The following is a 21,308-nucleotide window of genomic DNA, read 5'->3' as shown; positions in this document are numbered from 1 at the left end:
TGAACGAAGGATGGATCTGCTCCGCCTGCTGGGGATCGGAAGACGCATCGCGAATACGGCTTCCGGCTTCGGCAAGCGCAAGTCGGGATACGGATACGGCTCCTCCGACTGCATTTCGGGCAACCTGGATAACGATTTGAAGCTTATGCTCGCCCTGTTTACGGACACGCCCGATTTGAACGTCCGGCCTCTGACGATCCGAGCTACCGGGCGCAGAGCGGCTCTTGTCTATCTGGAAGGGCTGACCGACAAAAATTCCATTAACAACGATATTCTGAAGCCGCTTCTGCAGAACGTAGAGGACGGATGCGAGACGACGTCCGTTACCGTCGGCAGGCTCAACCGGATGAGGCGCTGGATCGATATTCAAAGCGCCGTCCTTCAAGGAAGCAGCATCCTGTTCGTTGACGGCGCTGCCGACGCGCAGGTTCACGGCACCGAAGGCTGGCCGCAGCGCGCGATCGAGGATCCTCAAGTCGAGACTTCCCTCAAAGGCGCCCATCAAGGGTTCGTGGAGACCCTGGATCAGAATATCGCCCTTATTCGCCGCTATCTTCCCCACCGCAATTTAAAAATCAAAGAGCAGCGCGTCGGCAGAAGGAGCGATACGAGGATCTGCACGGTTTACTTGGACGACGTGGCGAACATGGATACGCTTGCCCAAATCGAGGGACGGATCGGCAAAATCGACATCGACGTCATCATCAACTCCGGCGAGCTCTCCGAGCTCATCGAGGACGATCCGTATTCCCCGTTCCCGCAAATTCTGCTGACCGAGAGACCGGACACCGCGGCCTCGCAGATCATTCAAGGACGCTTCGTCATCGTCGTCGATCGTTCTCCCAGCGTTCTGGTCGCCCCCGTCTCGTTCGCCTCGTTCTTCCAGAGCGTGGACGATTACAGCACGAGATGGTCGATCGCGACGTTCATCCGGCTTCTGCGATTCTTCGCCCTGCTGGTCGCCATCTTCCTTCCGGCGTTCTATATCGCCGTCATCTCGTTTAACTTCGAGCTGATTCCGCTTCGGCTTCTGCTGACGATCGGAGAGTACAGGGGAATCGTTCCGATCTCGCCGTTCCTGGAAGCGATCTTCATGGAGCTGACGCTGGAGATGATGCGGGAGGCCGGCGTCCGGCTGCCCGCGCCCGTCGGCCAAACCGTCGGCATCGTCGGCGGCATCGTCATCGGCCAAGCCGTCGTTCAGGCCGGCCTGATCAGCAACATCATGGTCATCGTCGTCGCTTTCACCGCGATCGCTTCGTTTATTCTGCCGAACTTCGACATGGTCGCCGCCGTTCGGCTCCTTCGCTTCTTCATGATGATCGGGGCCGCCCTGTTCGGCATCTTCGGGATCATGATCGGGTTCATGATTCTGATCGCGCACCTGATATCGCTCGAGTCGTTCGGCACCCCGTTCGGCAGCCCGTTCGCTCCCGTCCGCTTCGCGGATTGGAAGGACACGATGGTGCGGATTCCGCTATGGCGAATGAGAAAACGTCCCGTCAGCACCAAACCGGCCGAACTGGATCGCCAAGTCGCCCATCGCACCGAGGGGGAAGGAAAATGAACCGGTATGCCGACAACTCCATCACGACCCTGCAATTCATCGCCATCATTACCGGCACCCAAGTGAGCTTCGGCTTTATCGACATCCCCTACGAGCTTCACGAGCATGCGGGCAGCGACGGCTGGATATCGCTTGTGATCGGATGGCTCGTCACGACGGCGGCGAGCCTTGTCGCGATTCGCCTCATGAAGGGGTATCGCCAAGGCACGCTGCTGGACCTGCTCGCCAAATACGGGGGCAGATGGGCCGGGAGAGCCGTCGCGTGCGTTCTGGCCTGTTATTTTGCCATTTTCTCATACGACGGTCTCATCTATTCGACGCGGGTGATCAAGTCCCGTATTCTCCAAGAGACGCCTATATTTATCACCTTGTTTCTCATTCTGATTCCCGCCTATATGGTAGCTAGAAACGAAGTCCGGAATATCGGGCGATACTCCGAGTTCGCCTTGCTCGCCTCTCTCTGGATTCCCTTTATCTTCAGCTTCACTCTTCGTCATGCCAACTGGCTTTATCTGCTGCCGGTTCTTCCCGAAGGATGGGGCCCCGTCTTCTCCACTGTCCCGCACACGATCTATTACTTTCTCGGTTTTTTCGCCTCGGTGTTCCTTTATCCCTATCTTCAGAAGAAGGAGAGGGCCGGCATGGCCATCGTCATCGCTTTGACGCTTACCCTGCTATCCTTCCTGTTCATTTCGATCGTTTGTTTTGTCTTCTTGAGTCCGGACGAATTCGGTACCATCTACCAGCCGGCCATCTATCTGCTGAAGACCGTTCGGCTCCCGTTCCTGGAGCAGGTCGAAGGCATGTTCATCGTCATGTACCTGATGATTTTCTCCATCGCCTGGATTCCGTCGCTCTACTTTTTCTCGTACAGCGTAAATTGGACGTTCGGCCGCACGGATCCCAGACTGCCGCTGAGGCTGCTTATCGGAACGATTATCGTCTCTTCCTATTTCTATGTGCCGGACTATTGGCAACTGATCCGCCTGAACAAGTGGCTGAGCGGATTCGGCTTCGTCGTCGAATACGTCCTTCCTCTCGTGCTGCTTGCGCTCCTCTCTTTGTCGAAGCGTTATCGGACCGAGGTTAAGCAAGCATGACCGCCGCGCGCAAGCTGCTGCCGCCGCTCGCGTTATTGCTCCTGTTAACCGGGTGCTTCGACAGACTGGACATGGAAGACGCCTCCATGTCGCTTGTAGCCGGCATTGACGTGGAAGAGAACGGAAAGTTGTATCAGTACACGTCGATTCCGATCTTCGCCAAAAACTCCAAAAGGAAGAGTCAGTCCTATAAAGTCCAATCTACCTCTCTGAGGCAGGGCCGAGGCAAATTCGACAACTATACCGTCGGCGTCTTTAACGGCCGCAAAATCCAAGTGCTAGTCGTCTCCAAAAGATTGATCGAAACCGAGCATGCTTGGTTTCGCTTCATGGACGTCTATTTCCGGGACGGCAGAAATCCCATCACATCGCATGTGATCGTCTTCGACGGCCCTCTATCCCAGCTGTACGAATATACGCCGACGAATCAAACGATCCTTCCGATCGCGCTTCTCGGGGTCGTCAAGTCGACGAGCTCCCGCTCCGAATCGGTCAAGACGACGCTACAGGAGCTTCACACGCAGATGTACGAATTCGGGCAGACGCCCGCGGTTACGGAAGTAGAGCTTAAGCAGGATTTGAGGGTCAAAGGCAGCGCCCTTCTCGCCCATGACGGCCGTTATGTCGCGTCGCTGGATCCGAAGGAGAGCGCCCTCCTCCTTATTCTGAAGAAAAAGAATACCCGCACGGTCGGTTTCTCGTTCGAGGTTCCGAAAGAGCTTGTCACCGATCCGGAGGGAAGCCGATGGATCAGCTTTACGGCGGAGAAGATCAAGGTCAAAATCCGGACGGCCGTCAAGGGCGGACGTTTCTCCTTCGACATCCGGGTCCGCATGGCCGCCGGCCTCATGGAGAAGCAATTCCCTGCCGATATCCAAGCGGAGCAGAAGCGAAAGCTGGAAGCCGCTTGCACGGAGTACGTGAAGAAGGAGTTCGAAAAGCTTCTGGACAAGCTTCGGGAGAACAAGGTCGACCCGATCGGGCTCGGAATTTACGCCAGAGCTTATCATTACGGGGATTTTCAGAAGGTAAAGGATCATTGGGGCGAGGCTTTCTCCGAGGCCGACGTCAACGTCGCCGTAGACGTCAAGATCACCGACGAGGGTGCGGTCAAATAAGGCGGAGACAATAAGAACCGCTTGACAGCGGGCGTACAGGCACGTATGGGCTTCCACCCACATAGAATAGTAATGTTTCCGCGTGCGCTCCCGACCAACTAGCCGGAGGTGGCTTGCCCGTGCCTGGACTTTTTACCGCCGTAGCCCTGTTTATCAAACAGCTCAGCCTGCTCGTTTCGTACGTCAAGAACAACGCGTTCCCCCAGCCCCTGACCGACGAAGAGGAAGCCCTGCACCTGTCGCGCATGGCGGAGGGCAACCCTCGCTCCCGCAATCTGCTGATCGAGCACAACCTTCGTTTGGTTGCCCATATCGTCAAGAAGTTCGACAACACCGGCGAAGACCTGGAGGATTTGATTAGCATCGGCACGATCGGCCTGATCAAGGCGATCGAAAGCTTTCAGCCGAACAAGGGGACGAAGCTGGCTACTTTCGCTGCCCGTTGTATAGAAAACGAGATCCTTATGCATCTCCGGTCGCTTAAGAAAACTCGCAAGGACGTCTCTCTGCACGATCCGATCGGAACGGACAAGGAAGGAAACGAGATTACCCTTCAAGATATCCTCGGCACCGAGCCCGACGAGGTCGTCGAGAAGGTGCAGCTCAAGATCGAGAAAAGCAAAATCTACCGCAATCTCGACATCCTGGACGAACGGGAGCAAGAAGTCATCCGCGGCCGCTTCGGCCTCGACGGCGGCGGCGACGAACGGACGCAGCGCGAGATCGCTCGCGAGCTCGGAATTAGCCGCAGCTACGTGTCGCGGATCGAGAAGCGGGCTCTCATGAAGCTATATCATGAGTTTTATAAGGCGAAGCGGTGAGGCTGGCTTGCATAAGAAAAGGTACAGACTCCTCGAAATCACGAAGAGCTGTACCTTATTCGCAAACATCCGAGCTCGCACCAAAGTTGCAAAGCGGATACAAAAACAACTCTGGCGATTACTTCGCTCAGAGTTGCTCAACCGTTAAACGGAATTATTATCATTTTAGAAGAAGGGATTCGAACCCTCGGAGCCCCTTATTCAGGAGCTCGCCCGATTTTCAATCGGGTGCCTTAAGCCTCTCAGCCACTTCTCCGAGGAAAATAATAACATTTTCCGTTCAACAAATCAATATGGCATCTTTTATTACTTGAACTCATCGATTACATTGTCCCGGCGGAACCGCTTCGACTGCTCAGTTAACTTTTCCGTCGCCGTGCCGCTAACGGACCTGAGAGACCCTTAGAAACCCAAAAAGGGAACAAAACAAATTTAACGGACACAGGAGACCCTTATTCCCCGTTACTTCGCCTGTAAAGGCGATTTCGGGGATTTAAGGGTTTCTCATGTCCGTTAAAATTCGTTCAGGGCGTCCGGAACCGCGTAAGAGTCGCAGGTGTCCGTTAGCGATTGCGGGCGGGGGCAGGAGCCGCGTGAGAAGGGGGTAAGGTGGCGGAGTTGCGGGAGTTATAGGAGATTAGAGGAGTTTGTCGAGATAGCCGCGACGGTTTACGCGATCGCTTCAACCTCAGGAAGCCAAAGCCTCGTCCGTAATTCGGGCGATATCGATCGGGGATTTGGAGCCTTCGCTGACCATGTCGGGCAAGATATGCTCCAGGAAATAATCCACGCAATGAAGCTTGATCCCTTTGATCTTGATCAGGGCGGATCGGTACATAATCACGAATTCCTTCTCGGTATTGCCCCGCTGCAGCTCGGCGAACGCCTCGTAGATTTGATCCAGCTTGTCGGCCACCTCGAGGATAAGGCCCTCGACCGAATCGTCCTTCCCTTCGCGCAGCTGCCTGCGGAAGATCGGCTTGAATTCATCCGGAATATGCTCGTCGATGAAGTGGGCGACCATGCCTTCCTCCACCTGCTGCAGCATCGCGCGAAGCTCCAGCGAATAATGCTTCACCGGCGTCTTGATGTCCCCGATAAAAATCTCGCCGTAATCGTGGCTGCTCGTGATCTCGTACAGTTTTTTCCAATCTACGGCTACGCCGCCAGCCTCCTCGATATCCGCCAGCGTCTTCGCGTATTGAACGACTTTCCAGGAATGGGCCGAAACGCTATGTTCTTGGAACTTGAATTTGCCCGGGCATCGGATGATTCGCTCCAAGTCGGTCAGCGACTGAAAATACGTATGAATTCCCATAGGTCGATTTTCCTTTTTTGTGATTGGAGTAGGATACCGTAAAGGCAGTATACGCCGAAAATGTTAAAAGGGGATAAAGGCAGATGTGGAAATCATCTTCTTGCGGTGCGGCTTAGCTTGAATCCGTCCCAAGGTCCAATTCCTTACCAAGACCCTAGTCCAGTCTCAAACTGTTCCCGCGGTCGGTCCCTTCGCCTGCTTTATCTGTTAATCTTTGGACAGAAGCCAAACGCGGCTCGCGCGAGGCTCCGTTCGAAGAAAGCGAGGGCATTCCGCCATGATCGATACGATGATTCGTTCAAATAAAGATCTCTATGTCTTGTTGACCCATACCGGAACTTTATTCACTACGCTGATTAAAAACGTAACCTCCGCTCCCTATAACCACGCTTCTCTTGCGATGGACGCGGAATTAAACCAGCTGTTCAGCTTCGGACGCAAAAAACCGACCAACCCGTTGTCCGCGGGCTTCGTCGAAGAGGACGTTTACGAAGGAACGTTCAGCCGCTACCCGAATACCCGCTGCGCTCTGCTGAGGCTTCGGGTTTCGGACGAGCAGCGCGACGAAGCCTGGCGGACGATCCGTTCCTTCCAGCAGAACCGCGATTCTTATCGCTACAATCTGATCGGCTTGTTCGGGGTGATGGTGAATTACGACCTGCGGCGGAAGAACGCGTTCTTCTGCTCCCAGTTCGTGGCCGAAGCCCTGAACCGGTCCGGACTGTCTTTATGGAACCGTTCCTCGGCTCTCGTGACCCCGGACGACTTCCTCCGCCACGAATCGTTCGAGCTCGTTTATGAAGGGAATCTGTACGACTATCCCCTACTGGACTCGAATCGGGTTCGCGGAATGGGCAGAGAGCTGGCCATGGCTTCGACGGCATCTTAACGGGATTCCGGGAGGGTGGTTTCAACCCTTGCGCTGCCGTTAATACTGTCTATAGCATCGCTCATTGGAGGTCTCCGTAGAATTGCGCGTTTGGCATTTGACGATCGAGATTGTCGTCGGCTTTTTCTTGTTGTTTCTAATCGTGAAGATATTAGGCAAAAAAGTCATCAATCAAATATCCCCCTTCACCTTCATCGCGGCTATCGTACTCGGGGAGCTGCTCGGCAACGCGCTTTACGATGAGAGAATCGGCGTTCTCTACATCGTTTACTCCATGATGCTCTGGGCTTTGCTCTTGTTAGCCGTCGAGATTCTGGGACAGAAGTTCCTTCGCTTGCGCAAAATTTTCGAAGGGAAGCCGACCGTCCTGATCCATAACGGCATCGTGAACCGGGAGCAGCTCAAAAAAAGCCGGATGAACCTCAACCAGCTCCAAAGCCTTCTTCGGCAATCGGAGACGTTCTCCATCCGGGAGGTTGCCTATTGCTATCTGGAATCCAACGGATCCATCAGCATCCTCAAAAAATCGCCCTATCAAAAAACGACCCAGGAAGACTTTAAGCTCCCCCAGAAGGCAGTTCAAGTTCCGGTGACCGTCATTCGGGACGGGGAGCTGCTGCTCGATGAATTGAGAGACATGGGCAGAAACGAAAAATGGTTGGAGAATCAGCTTCATGCGCAGAAAGTAACCGATGTCCGGGACGTTTTTCTCGCCGAATGGTTGGAGGGGGACGGCATGCTCGTTCAGACGTTTGAGCAGGTTAACCGGAAGAGTTGAGCCGTTTGCAAAACGGGAGGATTCATTTATCATAGGAATGGAACGAAGAACGTCCGAAACAAAGGAGACTTCCGTCCATGTCCTTAACTTTCTCCCTCATTCAAACAGACGAACAAATCGGGCTGGTCGCGCGGCTGGCGGACGAGATCTGGAACGAGCATTACGGCGCGATCCTCGCCAAAGCGCAAATCGAATACATGGTGGATCGGTTCCAATCTCCCGCGGCCATCGCGGATCAAGCGCGAAGAGGCGGATATTCCTACTATTTGCTTATTTCGGAGACGGAGCCGGTCGGCTATATGGCGGTCAAGCCGGAGGAGGGCAAGCTGTTCCTGAGCAAGTTCTACATTCGGAAGGCCCATCGGGGAAAAGGCTACGCCAGCCGAGCGTTCGAGTATTTGGAGGAGATCTGCAAGGAGCGCGGTTTAACGGCCATCTGGCTTACGGTCAACCGCCGCAACGACGGATCGATCGCCGTCTACGAGAAGAAAGGCTTTCGCACCGTGCGTACGCAAGTCGCCGACATCGGCAATGGGTACGTGATGGACGACTTCGTGATGGAGAAGCGGCTGGATGCCGTCGATATCGTAAAGTAACCGGTTATTGGATGTAAAGCCGATGAGTTCGCTTGGGTAAAGCAGCCTCGTCGGCTTTCTTCATTGCGTATGGCCGCGATATCTGTGATAATAAATATTACAGTATAAGAGAAGCCATCGCTTACAGGAAGGGAAGGTTACCGATATGAAAATAGGCATCCTGGACCAAGCCCCGATCGCCAAGGGCAATACCGCGACGGGAGCGCTTCGGAACGCCGTCGAGACGGCCGTATTGGCGGACGAATTGGGTTACCACCGCATGTGGATGGCCGAGCACCATAATCTCCGCACCCTCGCGAGCAGCGCTCCCGAGATCACCGCTTCGTTCCTCGCGGCCAAGACGAAGAGCATCCGCATCGGAACGGGCGGCGTCATGATGATGCACTACGCCCCATATAAACTGGCGGAAGTGTTCAAGACGCTGAGCGCCCTGGCGCCCGGCCGCATCGACTTCGGCGTCGGACGGGCTCCGGGAGGCGACCACCGGTCTACCCAAGCGCTGGCGGTTGGCCGGCCTTACATTCCTACGGATCTCTACGATAAGCTCCATACGATATTGGAGTTATTGAACGACAAGGCCGTCGAAGATTCGCTTCACGACGAGATCGTCACGACGCCGACCGACGTCGTCTTGCCGGAGGCTTGGCTGCTCGGTTCGACCGGCAACAGCGCCATCCGCACGGGTCGCATGGGCGTCGGCTATTCGTTCGCGCAATTCTTCAACGGGGAGATGTCGAAGGAGATCTTCGACACGTACAAGAGAAACTTCATGCCTTCCGCGTTCATGGAGAAGCCGGTCATCAGCGTCACGTATGCCGTCACGGTCGCGGATACGGTCGAGGAAGCCGAATTCAACGCGCTGCCCGTCGATCTCGGACGTCTCTTCCTCATGAAAGGCCGCCTGCAGCAGCAGCTCACCCCCGAAGAAGCCCGCGACTACCCGCTCACCGAGATGGACCGCTCGTTCATCCAGTCGAACCGGGACCGTGGTCTCCATCTCGTCGGAACCCCTTCCGACATCGCCGACCAGCTTCGCGCCGATCAAGCGAAGTACGGCTTCGACGAAGTCATGATCGTCGCCTCGGGACCGAGCCAGGAGATTCGGCTGCGGTCGCTTAGGATGTTGGCCGGGGTGTTGTTGTAAGTGGAAGAAGGCGGCTTGGGAGTCTCTCCCCGGCCGCCTTCTTTTTATCGTATCTTAATCGTTTGAATTCCGTCTTACCCACTCGATCGTCTCTGAAGAGACATATACGCGCCGTCGAAATGATCGAGGCCGGTTCCTCTTCGTTCAGCGCTTGTCCATCGTACTGGATTCCCTTCTTGACGCCTTCCCTCCGCTCCCTTCACAATGAGTAGAACGAATTTTGCTGGAGTAGGTGCTTCCCCATGAGAAAAATTACCGTATTGATGGTCGACGACGAGATTCTCGCTATGGAGCACATGAGACGGTTGGTCGACTGGGACTCTCTCGGCTTCGTAGTAAAGGACAGCGTCTCCAATCCGAAGAAAGCGCTGTCAGTCGCATTGGAGCTGCAGCCCGATCTGATGATCGTAGACATCCGGATGCCGATCATGAGCGGTCTCGAGCTCGCCAAATCCGTGATGGAAGCCGGTCTTAAACCGCGTATCGTACTGCTGACCTCGCATAAAGAGTTCGAGTACGCCAAGGAAGCGATGAAGCTCGGCATCTTCGATTATTGGGTGAAGCACGAGATGGATTCGGATAGCTTAACGCCGGAGCTGAATCGTCTTCGCGACGAGCTTCGGAGCGCCTCCACCCTTCAGGATACGGTGCGCCGACAGCTGTTCGGAGAGCTCCTCGCCCATAGAAGATTAACTGTCGAGCAATGGAGAACGGTTGCGGGAACGATGGCGGACGGACAAGCGTATCGCCTTGCCGTCCTCCGTCCGGATAAGCCATTCCCCGTCCTGGCGGATACTTCCACAGGCACGGAGTCCCCGGCGCCGAACCCGCCCGAAATCGCCGGAAGAGAACGCGACGACGAGTTCCTGACTCTTGTATGTTCGGTTGCGATCGGCGATGCTCTCTGCGTTCTCTATCGGGAGAGCGGAGTGAGCGAAGGCCGCAAGAGAGAACGCCTGCTCGCGGCCATCGAACGAATACGCTCCGATATCCAGCAGCGGAACGGAGGCACGGTATCCGTCGCAGTCTCTGAGAAGCTGCAAGAATGGAGATCGCTTCCCGACGCTTATGCGTCTGCGCTAAGAACGCTGGAGAGAACCGTATTCGACGGGCCAAGGATCACTTCTTTCGTTGAAAGCGATTCCTCTTCGTTCGACGAAGCTCGCCTGAACTGGGAGCCAAGCATCGCCGAGCTGGAGAACGCCGCAAGGGCGCGCGACTTCGCCGCGCTCGACGGAATTCTCGTTCGCCTGTTCGAACAGGCCGCGCGCGCGCGGGATGTTCGCGGCCTGGCCGAGTGCTGCCGGCAACTGGCCTTGATCCTGAATCGGATGCGAATCTCCTCCGGGCTCCCTGCCATCGACCGCAATTGGTTCGAAGCAGGCGGCATTCCGGACGATTGGATCCGGCTGGAAGGCATTCGCGACTGGTTTCGAGGGCAATTCGCTCAAAGGCTCGCCGCGCCGGAGGGTTCCGCTAATTACTCCCGCAAGGTCAGACAGGCGCTCGAGCACATACGCGAGCATTATTCCGAGGAAGTGACCGCCGATGCGATCGCCGAGAAGCTCGGCATCAGCCGGGACCATCTGCGCCACGTGTTCAAGGAGGAGACCGGGCAGACCGTCCTGGACGCCTTGACCCAGGTCCGAATCGAACAGGCCAAGCGCCTGCTAAGAGAGGGACGCCTCAAAATATACGAGATCGCGGAGAAGGTCGGCTACCGCAACAGCCAATACTTCAGCCAGGTGTTCCGCAAGGCCACCGGACGGACTCCTCTTGAATATGTGGATGGGCGAAATCCATGATGCCGAGAATGAAGATCCGAACCAAAATCATCGCCAGCACGCTGCTCGTCGTCTCCGTCTCCCTGCTTCTAAGCGGGTTTCTGACTTACGATTACGCAACCGATATCATTCGCGACCAATCGATAAAGGACAGCAAGACGAAGCTTGCCCAGATCTCTTCCCAGCTGAAACGGCTTCAGGATCAGGTCGTCAAGACCGCCGAATACATCGTTTCGGACGAAGAGATCCGCGAGCTTGTCTACGATCCCCCTAGTAACAGCTACGAAGAGAACTATTTTCGCAAAAATACGGTCCAGGAGAAGCTGAAGAGGTTTACCGCGCTGAACGACTTTATTCTTAACGCCCTGATCGTCCGTCCGGACGGAGAGACCTTCTCCAACAACTCCGGTTACGAGGATTACTTCGCGGAGTACCTGAAGCAGCCGTGGTTCGAGAAACAGAAGCAGATGCGAAGCGGGTTCTCCGATCCCCACCCCTTCTTCTTCCTCAGCGGCAACCGCCAGACGGTCAGCTACGTGCTCAAATACCGTCCTATCGGCATGAACGAGACGAGCGACAGCTACCTGATCCTCGACTTCGCGTATTCCGAGATCGACGAGGCGTTCGCCCAGAGCTCGGGAGATTTCGCCGGTATCGAGCTGTTGTCCGGTTCGGGCGGGGTCTTGTATCGGTCTCCGTCGGAAGCCTCGACCGAACAGAACGGCTTCATGAGACGGGCGATCGAGAACGGGGACTACTACCTGGAAGACAAGAGCAGAATCGTTCTCGTCAACGACTCGATGAGCCAAGGCTGGATTCAGGCGGCCATGCTCTCCAAGTCCGCCCTCTTCGCCAAGATCAACAACATCTTTTATTATTACATCGCCATGATCGGCATCGGCTTCTTGATCAGCCTGCTCATCATGCTGCCTATCGTCCTTAATCTGACCAAGCCCTTGTCCCGGCTTACTCATGCCATGAAGCGGGTGTCCGTCGGCGATCTGCAGACCAGCGTCGCGATCCGCAGCAAGGACGAGCTGGAGATTCTGGGAAACGGCTTCAACCGCATGGTCGCCGATCTTAAGCGGAACATGGAGACCTCGCTCCGGGACGAGGAGACGAAGCGGAGAATGCAGATCGACCTTCTGATGGCGCAGATCAATCCGCACTTCATCTACAACACGCTGAACACGGTCATCTATCTGACCCATGCCGAGCGCAATCGCCAAGCCGTCGAGATGACCCAAGCGCTCATCGCCATCCTGCAAGACACCGTCAAGACCGGCGAAGGCACCGTGTTCGCCACCCTGGAGGAAGAACGGCGTATCGTCGATCGCTACGCGGCCATTCAGCAGACCCGCTATCCCGGCAAGTTCGACCTGAAGTGGGAGATCGAATCCGCACTGACGGATGCTATCCTTCCCCGAATGATCTTGCAGCCCCTCGTCGAGAACGCGATTCTTCACGGCTTGTTCCCCGTCGAGCGCGAAGAAGAAGGCCTCATCGTCATCCGGGCCTATCTGGAGCAGCCTCATGTGCTGATTCTGGAGGTGGAGGACAACGGCGCCGGCATTCCGGCCGCGGAAGACGAGCGGAACGACTCCCCGACGGATACGGCACAATCGGCTGCGGGAGAACGAACGAGAGGAATCGGACTGAAGAACATTCGCGAACGGATTCGTTACCATTACGGCGAGCCGTACGGCATCCATATCGGCAATGCGGAAGGCCAAGGCACGATTGTCGCGGTTCGTCTGCCTTACCGGCATAACTAAAAATCGAACCCATCGCCGGATTTTATACAAAATAACCGTTTTGACTCGTTTTGCCCGCCCGGCTCCGCTGTTACGATGAAATACAGAAAGCGCTTTCCACATAGAAAAAGGAGGGTTTCACTTGGCATTGACCACCATGAAGAAGTGGGCATCGGCCGCTTCCGCGACCGTGATGCTCGCAGGATTGCTTTCCGCTTGCGGAAGCAACGACAACGGCAAGTCCGCGGCGTCCGAATCTCCCGCACCGTCCGGAGGGGCGAGCGCGAGCGCGGCCGCCGGCTCGAATCCGGCGGACCTGAAGGGGACCGTCAAGATCTGGGACTGGGACGAGACGTTCCAGAAGGGCATGATTCCGGAGTTCAACAAGAAGTACCCGAACATCAAGGTCGAAGTGACCGTCGTCAACCCGAACGATTACTTGCAGAAGCTGCAGAGCGGAATCGCCTCCGGGTCCGACGTGCCGGACATCATTCTCGGCGAGATGGCTTACCGGGGCAAGCTGTTCGACCTCGACGTGCTCGACAATTTGGAAGCGGCTCCATACGACTTCGACCGCGGCGAGCTGCTCGATTACCTCCCGCCGCTGCTAAGCAACCCGAAGGGCGAGCTCGTCGGCGTCGACCAAGCGATCGCCCCGGCCGGCCTGGCCTTCCGCCGCGACCTCGCGAAGGAATATCTCGGAACGGACGATCCGGCCGAGCTGGAGAAGCTGCTGTCGGATTGGGACTCCTTCATCGAGAAGGGCAAGGAAGTCAAGGACAAGAGCGGCGGCAAGGTGCTCATGTTCCCGGGCCTCGGCGACGCCTTCCTCGTGCTTCGCGGCCAGAATGCGGATTCCTATATCAACGGAACCGAGATTAACCTGACCGGGAAGATGCAGAAACCGGTCGAGACGCTGTTCAAGATGCGCGACGCGGGCATCCTGGGCAAGAACGAGCTGTGGACGCCGGCTTGGGCCTCCTCCATGGCGAAGGGCGAATTCCTCTTCTATCCGATGGCGCCATGGGGACCGAAGTGGCATATCTCCGCCAACGACACGGAAGGAAGCGGCCGTTGGGGCCTCGTCAAAGCGCCGGAGGGCAGCTTCACGCGCGGCGGCACCTCGGTCAGCATTTACAAGGACAGCAAAGTGAAAGAAGCGGCTTGGGCCTATATTCAATTCGCTTACTTGTCCGATGACGGCGGCCTGTTCAACTTCAAGACGTTCGGCAATATGCCCGGCGTCAAGTCGTTCTACGAGAACAACCCGCAAGTGCTTACGGAGAAGGGCGCGTACGACGACTTCTTCGGCGGCCAGAACCTGGCGAAGTACTTTATGGACACCATCGTTCCGGGAGTCAAGGGCGAACCTCAAACGAAATACGACTCCATCGTGGACGGCGTCTTCAACTCGCTGTATCCGCTCTGGACGAAGGATACCTCGATCGACTCCGGCGCGGCGCTCAAGAAATTCGTCACCGAGGTTCAGAACAAGGCCAACGACGCCACCGTGAAATAAAAGCCTAAAAAGAGGGATGCCGATGCAAGCGAACCAACAGGCCCGGACATCGACCGGCATGCTCGGCAGACGAAGATGGGGGCCACTCGCGTGGCCCTATCTTTTCGCGCTGCCCTTCGTGCTGGCGTATGCGGCCTTCCAACTCTACCCCGTCGTCTATTCGTTTATTCTCAGCTTGCATGACTGGAACGGGATCGGAGCCAAGACCTATATCGGCTTCCGCAATTACGAAGACCTGCTGACGCGCGATCCGCTGTTCTTCAAGTCGCTGTCGAATACCTTGATCATGATGCTCATGTCCATCCCGGCCACCTTGATCGTCGGGGTGCTGCTCGCCTACTGGACGTTCCAGCTGAACAAGGGAAGAAAGCTGTTCCAGACGGTCAACTTCCTCCCATACATCACGACTCCCGTCGCCATCGGCTTTATTTTCTCTTACCTGTTCGATTGGCAGACCGGATTGATCAACCTTGTCCTGCTTAAGTTCGGATGGTTGACGGAAGGCATCTATTGGCTCCAAGGCGAATGGACGTCCCGGATGATCATCGCGCTGATGGTCGTCTGGCGCAACTTGGGCTACTTCATGGTCATCTACATCGCGGGCATGACGGCTATCCCGCAAGACGTCTACGAGGCGGCCAAAATCGACGGCTCGACCGGCTTCCATACGTTTACCCGGATCACGATGCCTCTATTGCGCAACATCACCGTTTTCCTCGTGGTAACCTCCGTCATCAACGGCCTGCAGCTGTTCGACGAACCGAAGCTGCTGTACGGCGGCTGGTCGGGCTCGGCTCAAGTCGGCGGTCCGGACAACACGGCCCTGACCGTTATCTGGAAGTTCGTGGACGACTCGTTCATCTCCAATACGAGGTTCGGCTATTCCTCCGCGATCGCCTATTCGCTGTTCGTCTTGATCGTGCTGTTCTCCATCATCAGCTACAAAATCACCGCTCCGAAGGAGGATGGACGATGAGAGCGCTGAAGTGGATCTGTCTGATCGTCCTGTCGGTTCTGTCGCTGTTCCCGTTCTACATCATGCTCGTCATGGGAACCCATTACAACGAAGACCTGTTCAAGGGCATTCCGCTGCTGCCCGGCTCCTACGTCGCCGAGAATCTTCGTACCGTGTTCGAGTCCAACTTCGCGCGGGTCTACGGCAACAGCCTGCTCGTATCGGTCGGCGCCGTCCTGCTCGCCCTGCTGACCAGCACGACGATCGGCTATGCGGTCGCCAAGTTCAACTTCAAGGGCCGCCGGGCGCTGCAATGGTTCGTCGTCGTGACGATGATGGTTCCGACGCAGGTCGGCCTCATCGGCTACATTATCGAGATGCGCCAGCTCGGCTTCGGCAACACGCTCTGGCCAGTCATTCTCACGTGGGCGGCGTTCCCGTTCGGCGCGTTCTTCATGATTCAATTCATGCGAGACTCCGTCCCGAACGACCTGCTCGAATGCGCCCGGATCGACGGCTGCTCGGAGCCCGGCATCCTGTTCCGTATCGTCATGCCGATCATTAAGCCGGGACTTGCCACGCTGTCCACGCTCGTGTTTATCTGGTCGTGGAACAACTACCTGCTCCCGCTCGTGACGATCAACAACTCTCATTGGTATACGCTGCCCGTCTTCATCTCCAACCTGGGCATCGTCCACCGGACGGACTATGCCGCCCGCATGGCCGCTCTCGCGATGACGACGATCCCTCTCCTCATCCTGTTCCTGCTCGGCTCCCGCACGTTCATGAAGGGGATGACGGCAGGGGCGGTGAAGGGGTAACATCGACGGCATCAAGCGAAAAGGAGGTGTCCCACAAGTCAACGACTTAGGGACACCTCCTGCTATTATACATATTCCATCTTTAGCGCTTCCGTCTCGTACGACCGATAAGCATTTTCGATCCCCATGATCACGTCTTTGATTTTCATATAACCTTTGACATAAGGCTGTGATGATAGCACGATCCCGGGAACTCCGCCTCCATCGAACGAGCTGTCCCGACAGGATTCTCCGCATTCGGTGGTAATTAACGGAAATTTATAGTACTATTTCCCTGACGGCAAATGTTGTTTACTGGAGGGATTTGAATGGGATTCATGGACAAAGTCAAATCCGGCATGACGGAAGCAGGCAACAAAGCCAAAGTCTTGGTTGAAGTGAACAAGCTGAAGCTGCAGAACGGCGGCAAGCAGAAGGACATCGAGAAGCAATGGCTAGAGATCGGCAAGCGGACCTTCCTCGCGAAGGCGGGACGCCGGCCTCCGGTTACGGAAGTGGAGCTTCAGCCTCTATTCAACGATATTTACAGGCTGGAAGACGAAATTCAAGAGAACGCCAAGCAAATCATGAAGCTGTCGAACGAGAAGGAATGCGAATGCGGCAAGGCATCTCCCTTGGACACGCGTTTCTGTCCTTCCTGCGGCAGAACTTTCGGAGAGTAAGAGCAATCGTTTATCGCGGCCTCATAAATAAAGCCGATAAGATCGCTGCTAAGCGGCGTCCTTATCGGCTTTTTTCTTATTCCGACTCCAAAATAAACCGGTTCCATTTGCGCTGCCAGCAGACGTCGTTCCAGAACGGATGGTGAGGAGCGCAGTTCGAGCATAGCGTCATTCCCCAGAAACCGAGCTTCATTCCCTTGCGCAAGCAATACTCCGCGATGAACTTGCCGACCGGCCCCTCCTCGAAGCCCGCATGGAGCGGCGTATAGCCGACATAGCCTTCCCCGATCACGATCGGCAGGCCGTCATGCCGATTCCAGACGTCCACTTCCTCGAAGCGGTCGTCCGCCTTCTGCAGCATGGCGAGCTTATGATCGGAATAACGGTCGTAGAGGAAAAGATCCCACTTGTCCGGATCGGCCCAATCGTGCAGATAGATCAGCTTCATGCCTACCGGGTTGCCCTCCATCCGCCACTCCTGGCCGGGCGGCAGCGTCCACTGCTCGAACGGGGGAGCCTCTTCCCTCAGCAGGGATTGAACGAACGCATTGGGAAAAGGAACGCTCTCGTCGTTGAGGCCCGCGTTCGCCATCAGCTCGTTCAGCACGCCTTTGATGTACAGATGGAAGTGGCCGACCTGCATGTTGCGAGCGAGATAAGCCTTCGGGTAGGCCTCGTTCAGCGTATAGCTGGCCGTCATGAGAATATCGGGATGGCTCTCCCTTAAGTAACCGACCGCCTCTTCAATGAACGGCTGCATCGCCTCGACCAGTCCCGGCGTGTCGTTCTCGGCGATGCCGCGGGCGGTTCCGACGGCCGTCAACTGGCCGAACTCCACCTCGTTATGCAGCTCCGCGTAGACGATCCGGTCGCCGTAGCCGGCGGCCTTGACGAAGCGGATCAGCTGGTCCATCGACCTCGCGATGGCCATGAACCTCTTTTCCGGAGGGATGGATGCCAGCTCGTCCCGCAGCTCGGGATGGGCGAGGAAGCTCGGGCTTTGCTGGTATTCCCAGGAGGAGAGCATGATGTAACAGCCATGCTCCTTCGCCTGGCGGAACAGCTCCAGCAGATGGACGTGGCCGTCCAGCTCGGCTCCTCCTCGACAGTTATACCAGCGGGTTCGTTGGCCTACTTCTCCGAGATTGCCCAGCTTAAGCGGGCCCGGCCGCTTCCCTTCCGCCGTGAACAGCATGTACGGCATCGCGCAGATGCGGATCGTATTGTAACCCCTGTCGATCGCCTCCCGGAACCGGGCGCCAAGATCGTGGTAGGGCTCTCCCGGCAGCGTCATCGTGTACCAGGAGAAGTCCCACATCGTGATCGTTAACTTGCGAGGCAGGGAATCGGGAATAGCAGTTCTCATGCTCTGTTCACTCCTTCTCTATCGGCTTGCGTCCTTCCGATGCAGAATCGCCAGTTTCAACACTTGCTCGAAGTATAAAACTCCACCAGCCCTTGCGCGGCTTTGCCGAAGGCCGCGAGCTCCTAGACTTCATAATCGCTTCATCCTCTTCAGCTTACAAGTCGCCATGGGTTCCCTGCAATTGACAATGTGCGGATATTGATGGATTATATTCTTGTTTAAATGAACCAGCCGCATGGCTGAGGGAGTCGTATATTTGGATAACAATGCGGCGGGATTCAATTCGGAGAAGCTCTTCGTCCTCCCCATATACCTGTAGGATGAACTAAAATCGCATCCCCTTACCTCCGACGCTTAGGTCACGGACATCGGCTGTTTCCCGAAGGCGCGAAGGGAGCGAGGAGGTTAGCGTGGCAGCGCAGAGTTCCGTCTGTATTCCGATGGATACGCCTCATTCGTATGGCGCAGACGAGTCGATCTTGAACGATCTACTGGTCCCATCCGAAGGGCGACCGGATTCATGTATCAACTATCGGGACAGTTAGATAAAATAATGGAACATGCCATATGATCTACGGAACGATACTCCCCCCCTTATAGGAGGAACCCGCATGAGAATGTTCACCGCCATCCCGATCCGAGAAGCCGTCGCCGACGAATTGCACCGGTGGGTTCAAGAGCATCGCCCCTCGCTGCCATTCCGCAAATGGACGCATCCGCAGGATTACCACCTCACGGTTCAATTCCTGGGAGAGGTGACCGAGGATCGGCTGGAGGAACTGCATATCGCTCTGAAAAGCGTTCAAGTCCAGCCCATCTCCCTGGCACTGAACGGAGGAGGAATTTTCGGACAGACAAGCTCGCCGCGCGTACTGTACGGGTCGGTGACCGGCGATCGGGATGGGCTCAAAGCCTTGCACGCATCCGTCCTTGAATCCACCGAACCGCTTGGCTTCCTGCCGGAAGCCCGTCCCTACTCACCTCATATCACATTAGCGCGAAACTACTCCGCCGACGCCAAGCTCCCTTTTCCGCCCGGCCTGTTGGAATCGATGCCTTCCGGAGCCTCTTGGCTAGCCGATCGGTTCGTGCTCATGAGAACTCATATGCATTCCTCGCCGATGTACGAGACGGTTTACGAGTATTCGTCCCCTTCCTGACCGCCGCCCCCGCCCAGTCCATGAGGCAATGGGATAAGGTACTGTTTTCCGCAAACGCATTTACTTTCCTCCGCCATCGCTATATAGTTCTGTCTATAAAGATCATGCTGTGGGCGCCGCGCGGCTAGACAAATAGAGAAAAGGGATCCTCCGATGACCGGGGGATCCCTTTGCTTCGATTACAGGCTTATTCCTTGACCGAAACCGCCTTCGCTTGAGTAAACAGAAGCAAATAATCGTGCCCGCCCGCCTTGGAATCCGTGCCCGACATGTTGAACCCGCCGAACGGATGGGCGCCGACCAAGGCGCCCGTGCACTTGCGGTTCACGTACAGATTGCCGCAATGCATCGTCTCGAGCGCTTCCTCGATTCGGGCTTCCTCCTTCGAGAAGAACGAGCCGGTCAGGCCGAACTCCGTGTCGTTGTACAGAGCAATGGCCTCGCGCCAATCCTTCGCTTTGCCTATCGCCAGCACCGGCCCGAAGATCTCTTCCTGCATGATGCGGGCCTTGCCGTCCACGTCGGCGAACACGGTCGGCTGGATGTAATAGCCGTTGCCATCCGCCTTGCTCCCGCCAGCGATCAGCCGCCCTTCTTCCTTGCCGATCTCGATATAATCGAGAATTTTGCGATAAGAGCTTTGGTCGATGACCGGGCCGGCCGCGTAGTTCAGCTCGGGCAGGCCGATCTCAAGCTGCTTCGTCAGCGTTGCCACCTTCTCCACGACGGCGTCGTACACGGACTCGACGATGAACGCCCGGGAGCCCGCGGAGCACTTCTGACCCTGGAAGCCGAACGCCGACGCGACGATCGCCTGCGCGGCCGCGTCCAGGTCGGCCGTCTCGTCGACGACGATGCCGTCCTTGCCGCCCATCTCGGCGACGAGGCGCTTGATCCAGATCTGTCCCGGAGCCGTCTCCGCCGCCAGACGGCTAATGTGCAGGCCGACCTCCTTCGAGCCGGTGAAGCTGACAAAGCGGGTCTTGGGATGGCCCGTCAGGTAGTCGCCCACTTCCGCGCCGCTGCCGGGAATGTAGTTGATGACTCCCGGAGGCAGGCCGACTTCTTCCATCAGCTCGACGAATTTATGGGCGATGACCGGCGTCGTCGAAGCCGGCTTCAGCAGCACCGTGTTGCCGGATACGATTGCCGCGGCGGTCATGCCTACGCAGATCGCGAGCGGGAAATTCCACGGCGGAATCACGATACCGACGCCGAGCGGAATGTATCGAAGCTTGTTGTCCTCGCCCGCCACCTTCGTCAGCGGCATCGTCTCGTTGATGTTGCTTAGCCGCAGCATCTCTCGGCCGTAGAACTCGAGGAAGTCGATCGCTTCGGCCGTATCGGCGTCCGCTTCGGCGTAGTTTTTGCCGGATTCCAGAATCATCGTCGCGGAGAACTCGTGCTTGCGGTCGCGCATCAGCTTCGCCGCCTTGAAAAGATACCCGGCGCGCTCGGCCGCCGGGACCTTCTTCCACGTCTCGAACGTCTCGAGAGCGACGTTCATCGCCTTCTCGGCCAGCTCGCGGTTCGCCTTGCTGACATATCCGACGACCTCGTCCAGATTGCCGGGGTTGACCGACTTGATCTTGTCTTCCGTGAAGATCTTCTCCGCGCCGATGCGCAGCGGATATTCGGCGTTCAACGACGCCTTCGCCTTGGCTATCGCCGCCTCCATCGCTTGCCGGTTCTCTTCCAGCTTAAAGTCGACGAACGGTTCATTGGCAAAAGGGCTGATAGTCGTTGCAATGCTCATCTTTATTCTCTCCTCTCGCGATTACGAGGTGTATAAATAGCCGCACCCCAATCCGATAATGTACATTCAATATACATTTTGAACACATATTTGTATAGATAGTTTCGAATTATTGTTTAAATCATATAAATCCAAAGCAGATTAAACAGGAATACTAAACAAAAACAACCTGGCTCCTTCTGTTTTCCTCATAGAAACAT

18 protein-coding genes are annotated in these 21,308 nt (G+C 56.3%); 15 read left to right on the top strand and 3 right to left on the bottom strand.

Annotated elements, in window-relative coordinates; translation table 11 throughout:
• Positions 1-145: 145 nt before the first annotated feature.
• From H7B67_RS18685 to sigK, 4 genes are all read left to right on the top strand, one after another.
• Positions 146-1,567 carry a spore germination protein gene (locus tag H7B67_RS18685; RefSeq protein WP_245363518.1) on the top strand — a complete coding sequence of 474 codons (1,422 nt, stop codon included), beginning with the start codon at positions 146-148 and terminating at the stop codon, positions 1,565-1,567.
• Positions 1,564-2,667: a GerAB/ArcD/ProY family transporter gene (locus H7B67_RS18680; protein WP_185121379.1), complete on the top strand. Its 1,104-nt coding sequence runs from the start codon at positions 1,564-1,566 to the stop codon at positions 2,665-2,667. Before H7B67_RS18685 ends, H7B67_RS18680 begins: the two co-directional genes overlap by 4 nt.
• Positions 2,664-3,785, top strand: coding sequence for a Ger(x)C family spore germination protein (locus H7B67_RS18675; RefSeq protein ID WP_185121378.1), 1,122 nt, complete (start codon positions 2,664-2,666; stop codon positions 3,783-3,785). The genes H7B67_RS18680 and H7B67_RS18675 overlap by 4 nt, the downstream gene beginning before the upstream one ends.
• Before the next feature lie 119 nt (positions 3,786-3,904).
• Positions 3,905-4,606 carry an RNA polymerase sporulation sigma factor SigK gene (gene sigK, locus H7B67_RS18670; RefSeq protein ID WP_185121377.1) on the top strand — a complete coding sequence of 234 codons (702 nt, stop codon included), beginning with the start codon at positions 3,905-3,907 and terminating at the stop codon, positions 4,604-4,606.
• A gap of 688 nt (positions 4,607-5,294) precedes the next feature.
• Here the strand turns inward: sigK and H7B67_RS18665 are convergent.
• Positions 5,295-5,924, bottom strand: coding sequence for an HD domain-containing protein (locus H7B67_RS18665; RefSeq protein WP_185121376.1), 630 nt, complete (start codon positions 5,922-5,924; stop codon positions 5,295-5,297).
• 277 nt (positions 5,925-6,201) lie between these two features.
• On the opposite strand from H7B67_RS18665, the gene H7B67_RS18660 reads away from it, so the two are divergent.
• From H7B67_RS18660 to H7B67_RS18615, 10 genes are all read left to right on the top strand, one after another.
• A complete protein-coding gene (locus H7B67_RS18660) occupies positions 6,202-6,813 on the top strand; it encodes a C40 family peptidase (RefSeq protein ID WP_245363475.1) in 612 nt (203 codons plus the stop codon).
• An 82-nt stretch (positions 6,814-6,895) separates the two neighbouring features.
• Entirely contained in the window at positions 6,896-7,591 is a 696-nt protein-coding gene (locus H7B67_RS18655) for a DUF421 domain-containing protein (RefSeq protein ID WP_185121375.1), read from the top strand.
• A gap of 77 nt (positions 7,592-7,668) precedes the next feature.
• Complete coding sequence (locus H7B67_RS18650) at positions 7,669-8,187, top strand: GNAT family N-acetyltransferase (RefSeq protein ID WP_185121374.1); 519 nt, start codon at positions 7,669-7,671, stop codon at positions 8,185-8,187.
• Between the two features lie 145 nt (positions 8,188-8,332).
• A complete protein-coding gene (locus H7B67_RS18645) occupies positions 8,333-9,331 on the top strand; it encodes an LLM class flavin-dependent oxidoreductase (protein ID WP_185121373.1) in 999 nt (332 codons plus the stop codon).
• A 242-nt stretch (positions 9,332-9,573) separates the two neighbouring features.
• Positions 9,574-11,136, top strand: a complete 1,563-nt coding sequence (locus H7B67_RS18640; RefSeq protein WP_185121372.1) for a helix-turn-helix domain-containing protein — start codon at positions 9,574-9,576, stop codon at positions 11,134-11,136.
• Positions 11,133-12,890: a sensor histidine kinase gene (locus H7B67_RS18635; RefSeq protein WP_185121371.1), complete on the top strand. Its 1,758-nt coding sequence runs from the start codon at positions 11,133-11,135 to the stop codon at positions 12,888-12,890. The genes H7B67_RS18640 and H7B67_RS18635 overlap by 4 nt, the downstream gene beginning before the upstream one ends.
• Positions 12,891-13,011: 121 nt before the next feature.
• Entirely contained in the window at positions 13,012-14,388 is a 1,377-nt protein-coding gene (locus tag H7B67_RS18630) for an ABC transporter substrate-binding protein (protein WP_245363477.1), read from the top strand.
• Positions 14,389-14,410: 22 nt separating this feature from the next.
• Positions 14,411-15,364 (top strand): carbohydrate ABC transporter permease, encoded by a 954-nt coding sequence (locus H7B67_RS18625; RefSeq protein WP_185121370.1) that lies wholly within the window; start codon positions 14,411-14,413, stop codon positions 15,362-15,364.
• On the top strand, positions 15,361-16,164 hold the full coding sequence (locus tag H7B67_RS18620) for a carbohydrate ABC transporter permease (protein ID WP_185121369.1): 804 nt from the start codon (positions 15,361-15,363) through the stop codon (positions 16,162-16,164). Before H7B67_RS18625 ends, H7B67_RS18620 begins: the two co-directional genes overlap by 4 nt.
• Before the next feature lie 308 nt (positions 16,165-16,472).
• The gene (locus tag H7B67_RS18615; RefSeq protein WP_185121368.1) at positions 16,473-16,826 is read left to right on the top strand and encodes a zinc ribbon domain-containing protein; all 354 of its coding nucleotides are present in this window, start codon (positions 16,473-16,475) and stop codon (positions 16,824-16,826) included.
• 76 nt (positions 16,827-16,902) lie between these two features.
• Here the strand turns inward: H7B67_RS18615 and H7B67_RS18610 are convergent, their stop codons facing one another.
• Positions 16,903-18,192, bottom strand: a complete 1,290-nt coding sequence (locus H7B67_RS18610; RefSeq protein ID WP_185121367.1) for a cellulase-like family protein — start codon at positions 18,190-18,192, stop codon at positions 16,903-16,905.
• Positions 18,193-18,803: 611 nt separating this feature from the next.
• Between H7B67_RS18610 and thpR the strand changes: the two genes are divergently transcribed.
• A complete protein-coding gene (thpR, locus tag H7B67_RS18605) occupies positions 18,804-19,352 on the top strand; it encodes an RNA 2',3'-cyclic phosphodiesterase (RefSeq protein ID WP_185121366.1) in 549 nt (182 codons plus the stop codon).
• 187 nt (positions 19,353-19,539) lie between these two features.
• Here the strand turns inward: thpR and pruA are convergent, their stop codons facing one another.
• Positions 19,540-21,108 (bottom strand): L-glutamate gamma-semialdehyde dehydrogenase, encoded by a 1,569-nt coding sequence (gene pruA / locus H7B67_RS18600; protein WP_185121365.1) that lies wholly within the window; start codon positions 21,106-21,108, stop codon positions 19,540-19,542.
• Positions 21,109-21,308: the final 200 nt, after the last annotated feature.

It is taken from the genome of Cohnella thailandensis (genome assembly GCF_014212135.1).
Lineage (GTDB): Bacteria > Bacillota > Bacilli > Paenibacillales > Paenibacillaceae > Cohnella > Cohnella thailandensis.
This window is presented reverse-complemented; position numbering and strand designations above follow the sequence as displayed.

Bases quoted from the DNA above. Each gene is read 5' to 3' on its own strand.
- H7B67_RS18685 (WP_245363518.1), top strand. From the start codon at position 146: ATGCTCGCCCTGTTTACGGACACGCCCGATTTGAACGTCCGGCCTCTG.
- H7B67_RS18680 (WP_185121379.1), top strand. From the start codon at position 1,564: ATGAACCGGTATGCCGACAACTCCATCACGACCCTGCAATTCATCGCC.
- H7B67_RS18675 (WP_185121378.1), top strand. From the start codon at position 2,664: ATGACCGCCGCGCGCAAGCTGCTGCCGCCGCTCGCGTTATTGCTCCTG.
- H7B67_RS18665 (WP_185121376.1), bottom strand. From the start codon at position 5,924: ATGGGAATTCATACGTATTTTCAGTCGCTGACCGACTTGGAGCGAATC.
- H7B67_RS18660 (WP_245363475.1), top strand. From the start codon at position 6,202: ATGATCGATACGATGATTCGTTCAAATAAAGATCTCTATGTCTTGTTG.
- H7B67_RS18650 (WP_185121374.1), top strand. From the start codon at position 7,669: ATGTCCTTAACTTTCTCCCTCATTCAAACAGACGAACAAATCGGGCTG.
- H7B67_RS18645 (WP_185121373.1), top strand. From the start codon at position 8,333: ATGAAAATAGGCATCCTGGACCAAGCCCCGATCGCCAAGGGCAATACC.
- H7B67_RS18640 (WP_185121372.1), top strand. From the start codon at position 9,574: ATGAGAAAAATTACCGTATTGATGGTCGACGACGAGATTCTCGCTATG.
- H7B67_RS18635 (WP_185121371.1), top strand. From the start codon at position 11,133: ATGATGCCGAGAATGAAGATCCGAACCAAAATCATCGCCAGCACGCTG.
- H7B67_RS18625 (WP_185121370.1), top strand. From the start codon at position 14,411: ATGCAAGCGAACCAACAGGCCCGGACATCGACCGGCATGCTCGGCAGA.
- H7B67_RS18620 (WP_185121369.1), top strand. From the start codon at position 15,361: ATGAGAGCGCTGAAGTGGATCTGTCTGATCGTCCTGTCGGTTCTGTCG.
- H7B67_RS18615 (WP_185121368.1), top strand. From the start codon at position 16,473: ATGGGATTCATGGACAAAGTCAAATCCGGCATGACGGAAGCAGGCAAC.
- H7B67_RS18610 (WP_185121367.1), bottom strand. From the start codon at position 18,192: ATGAGAACTGCTATTCCCGATTCCCTGCCTCGCAAGTTAACGATCACG.
- thpR (WP_185121366.1), top strand. From the start codon at position 18,804: ATGAGAATGTTCACCGCCATCCCGATCCGAGAAGCCGTCGCCGACGAA.
- pruA (WP_185121365.1), bottom strand. From the start codon at position 21,108: ATGAGCATTGCAACGACTATCAGCCCTTTTGCCAATGAACCGTTCGTC.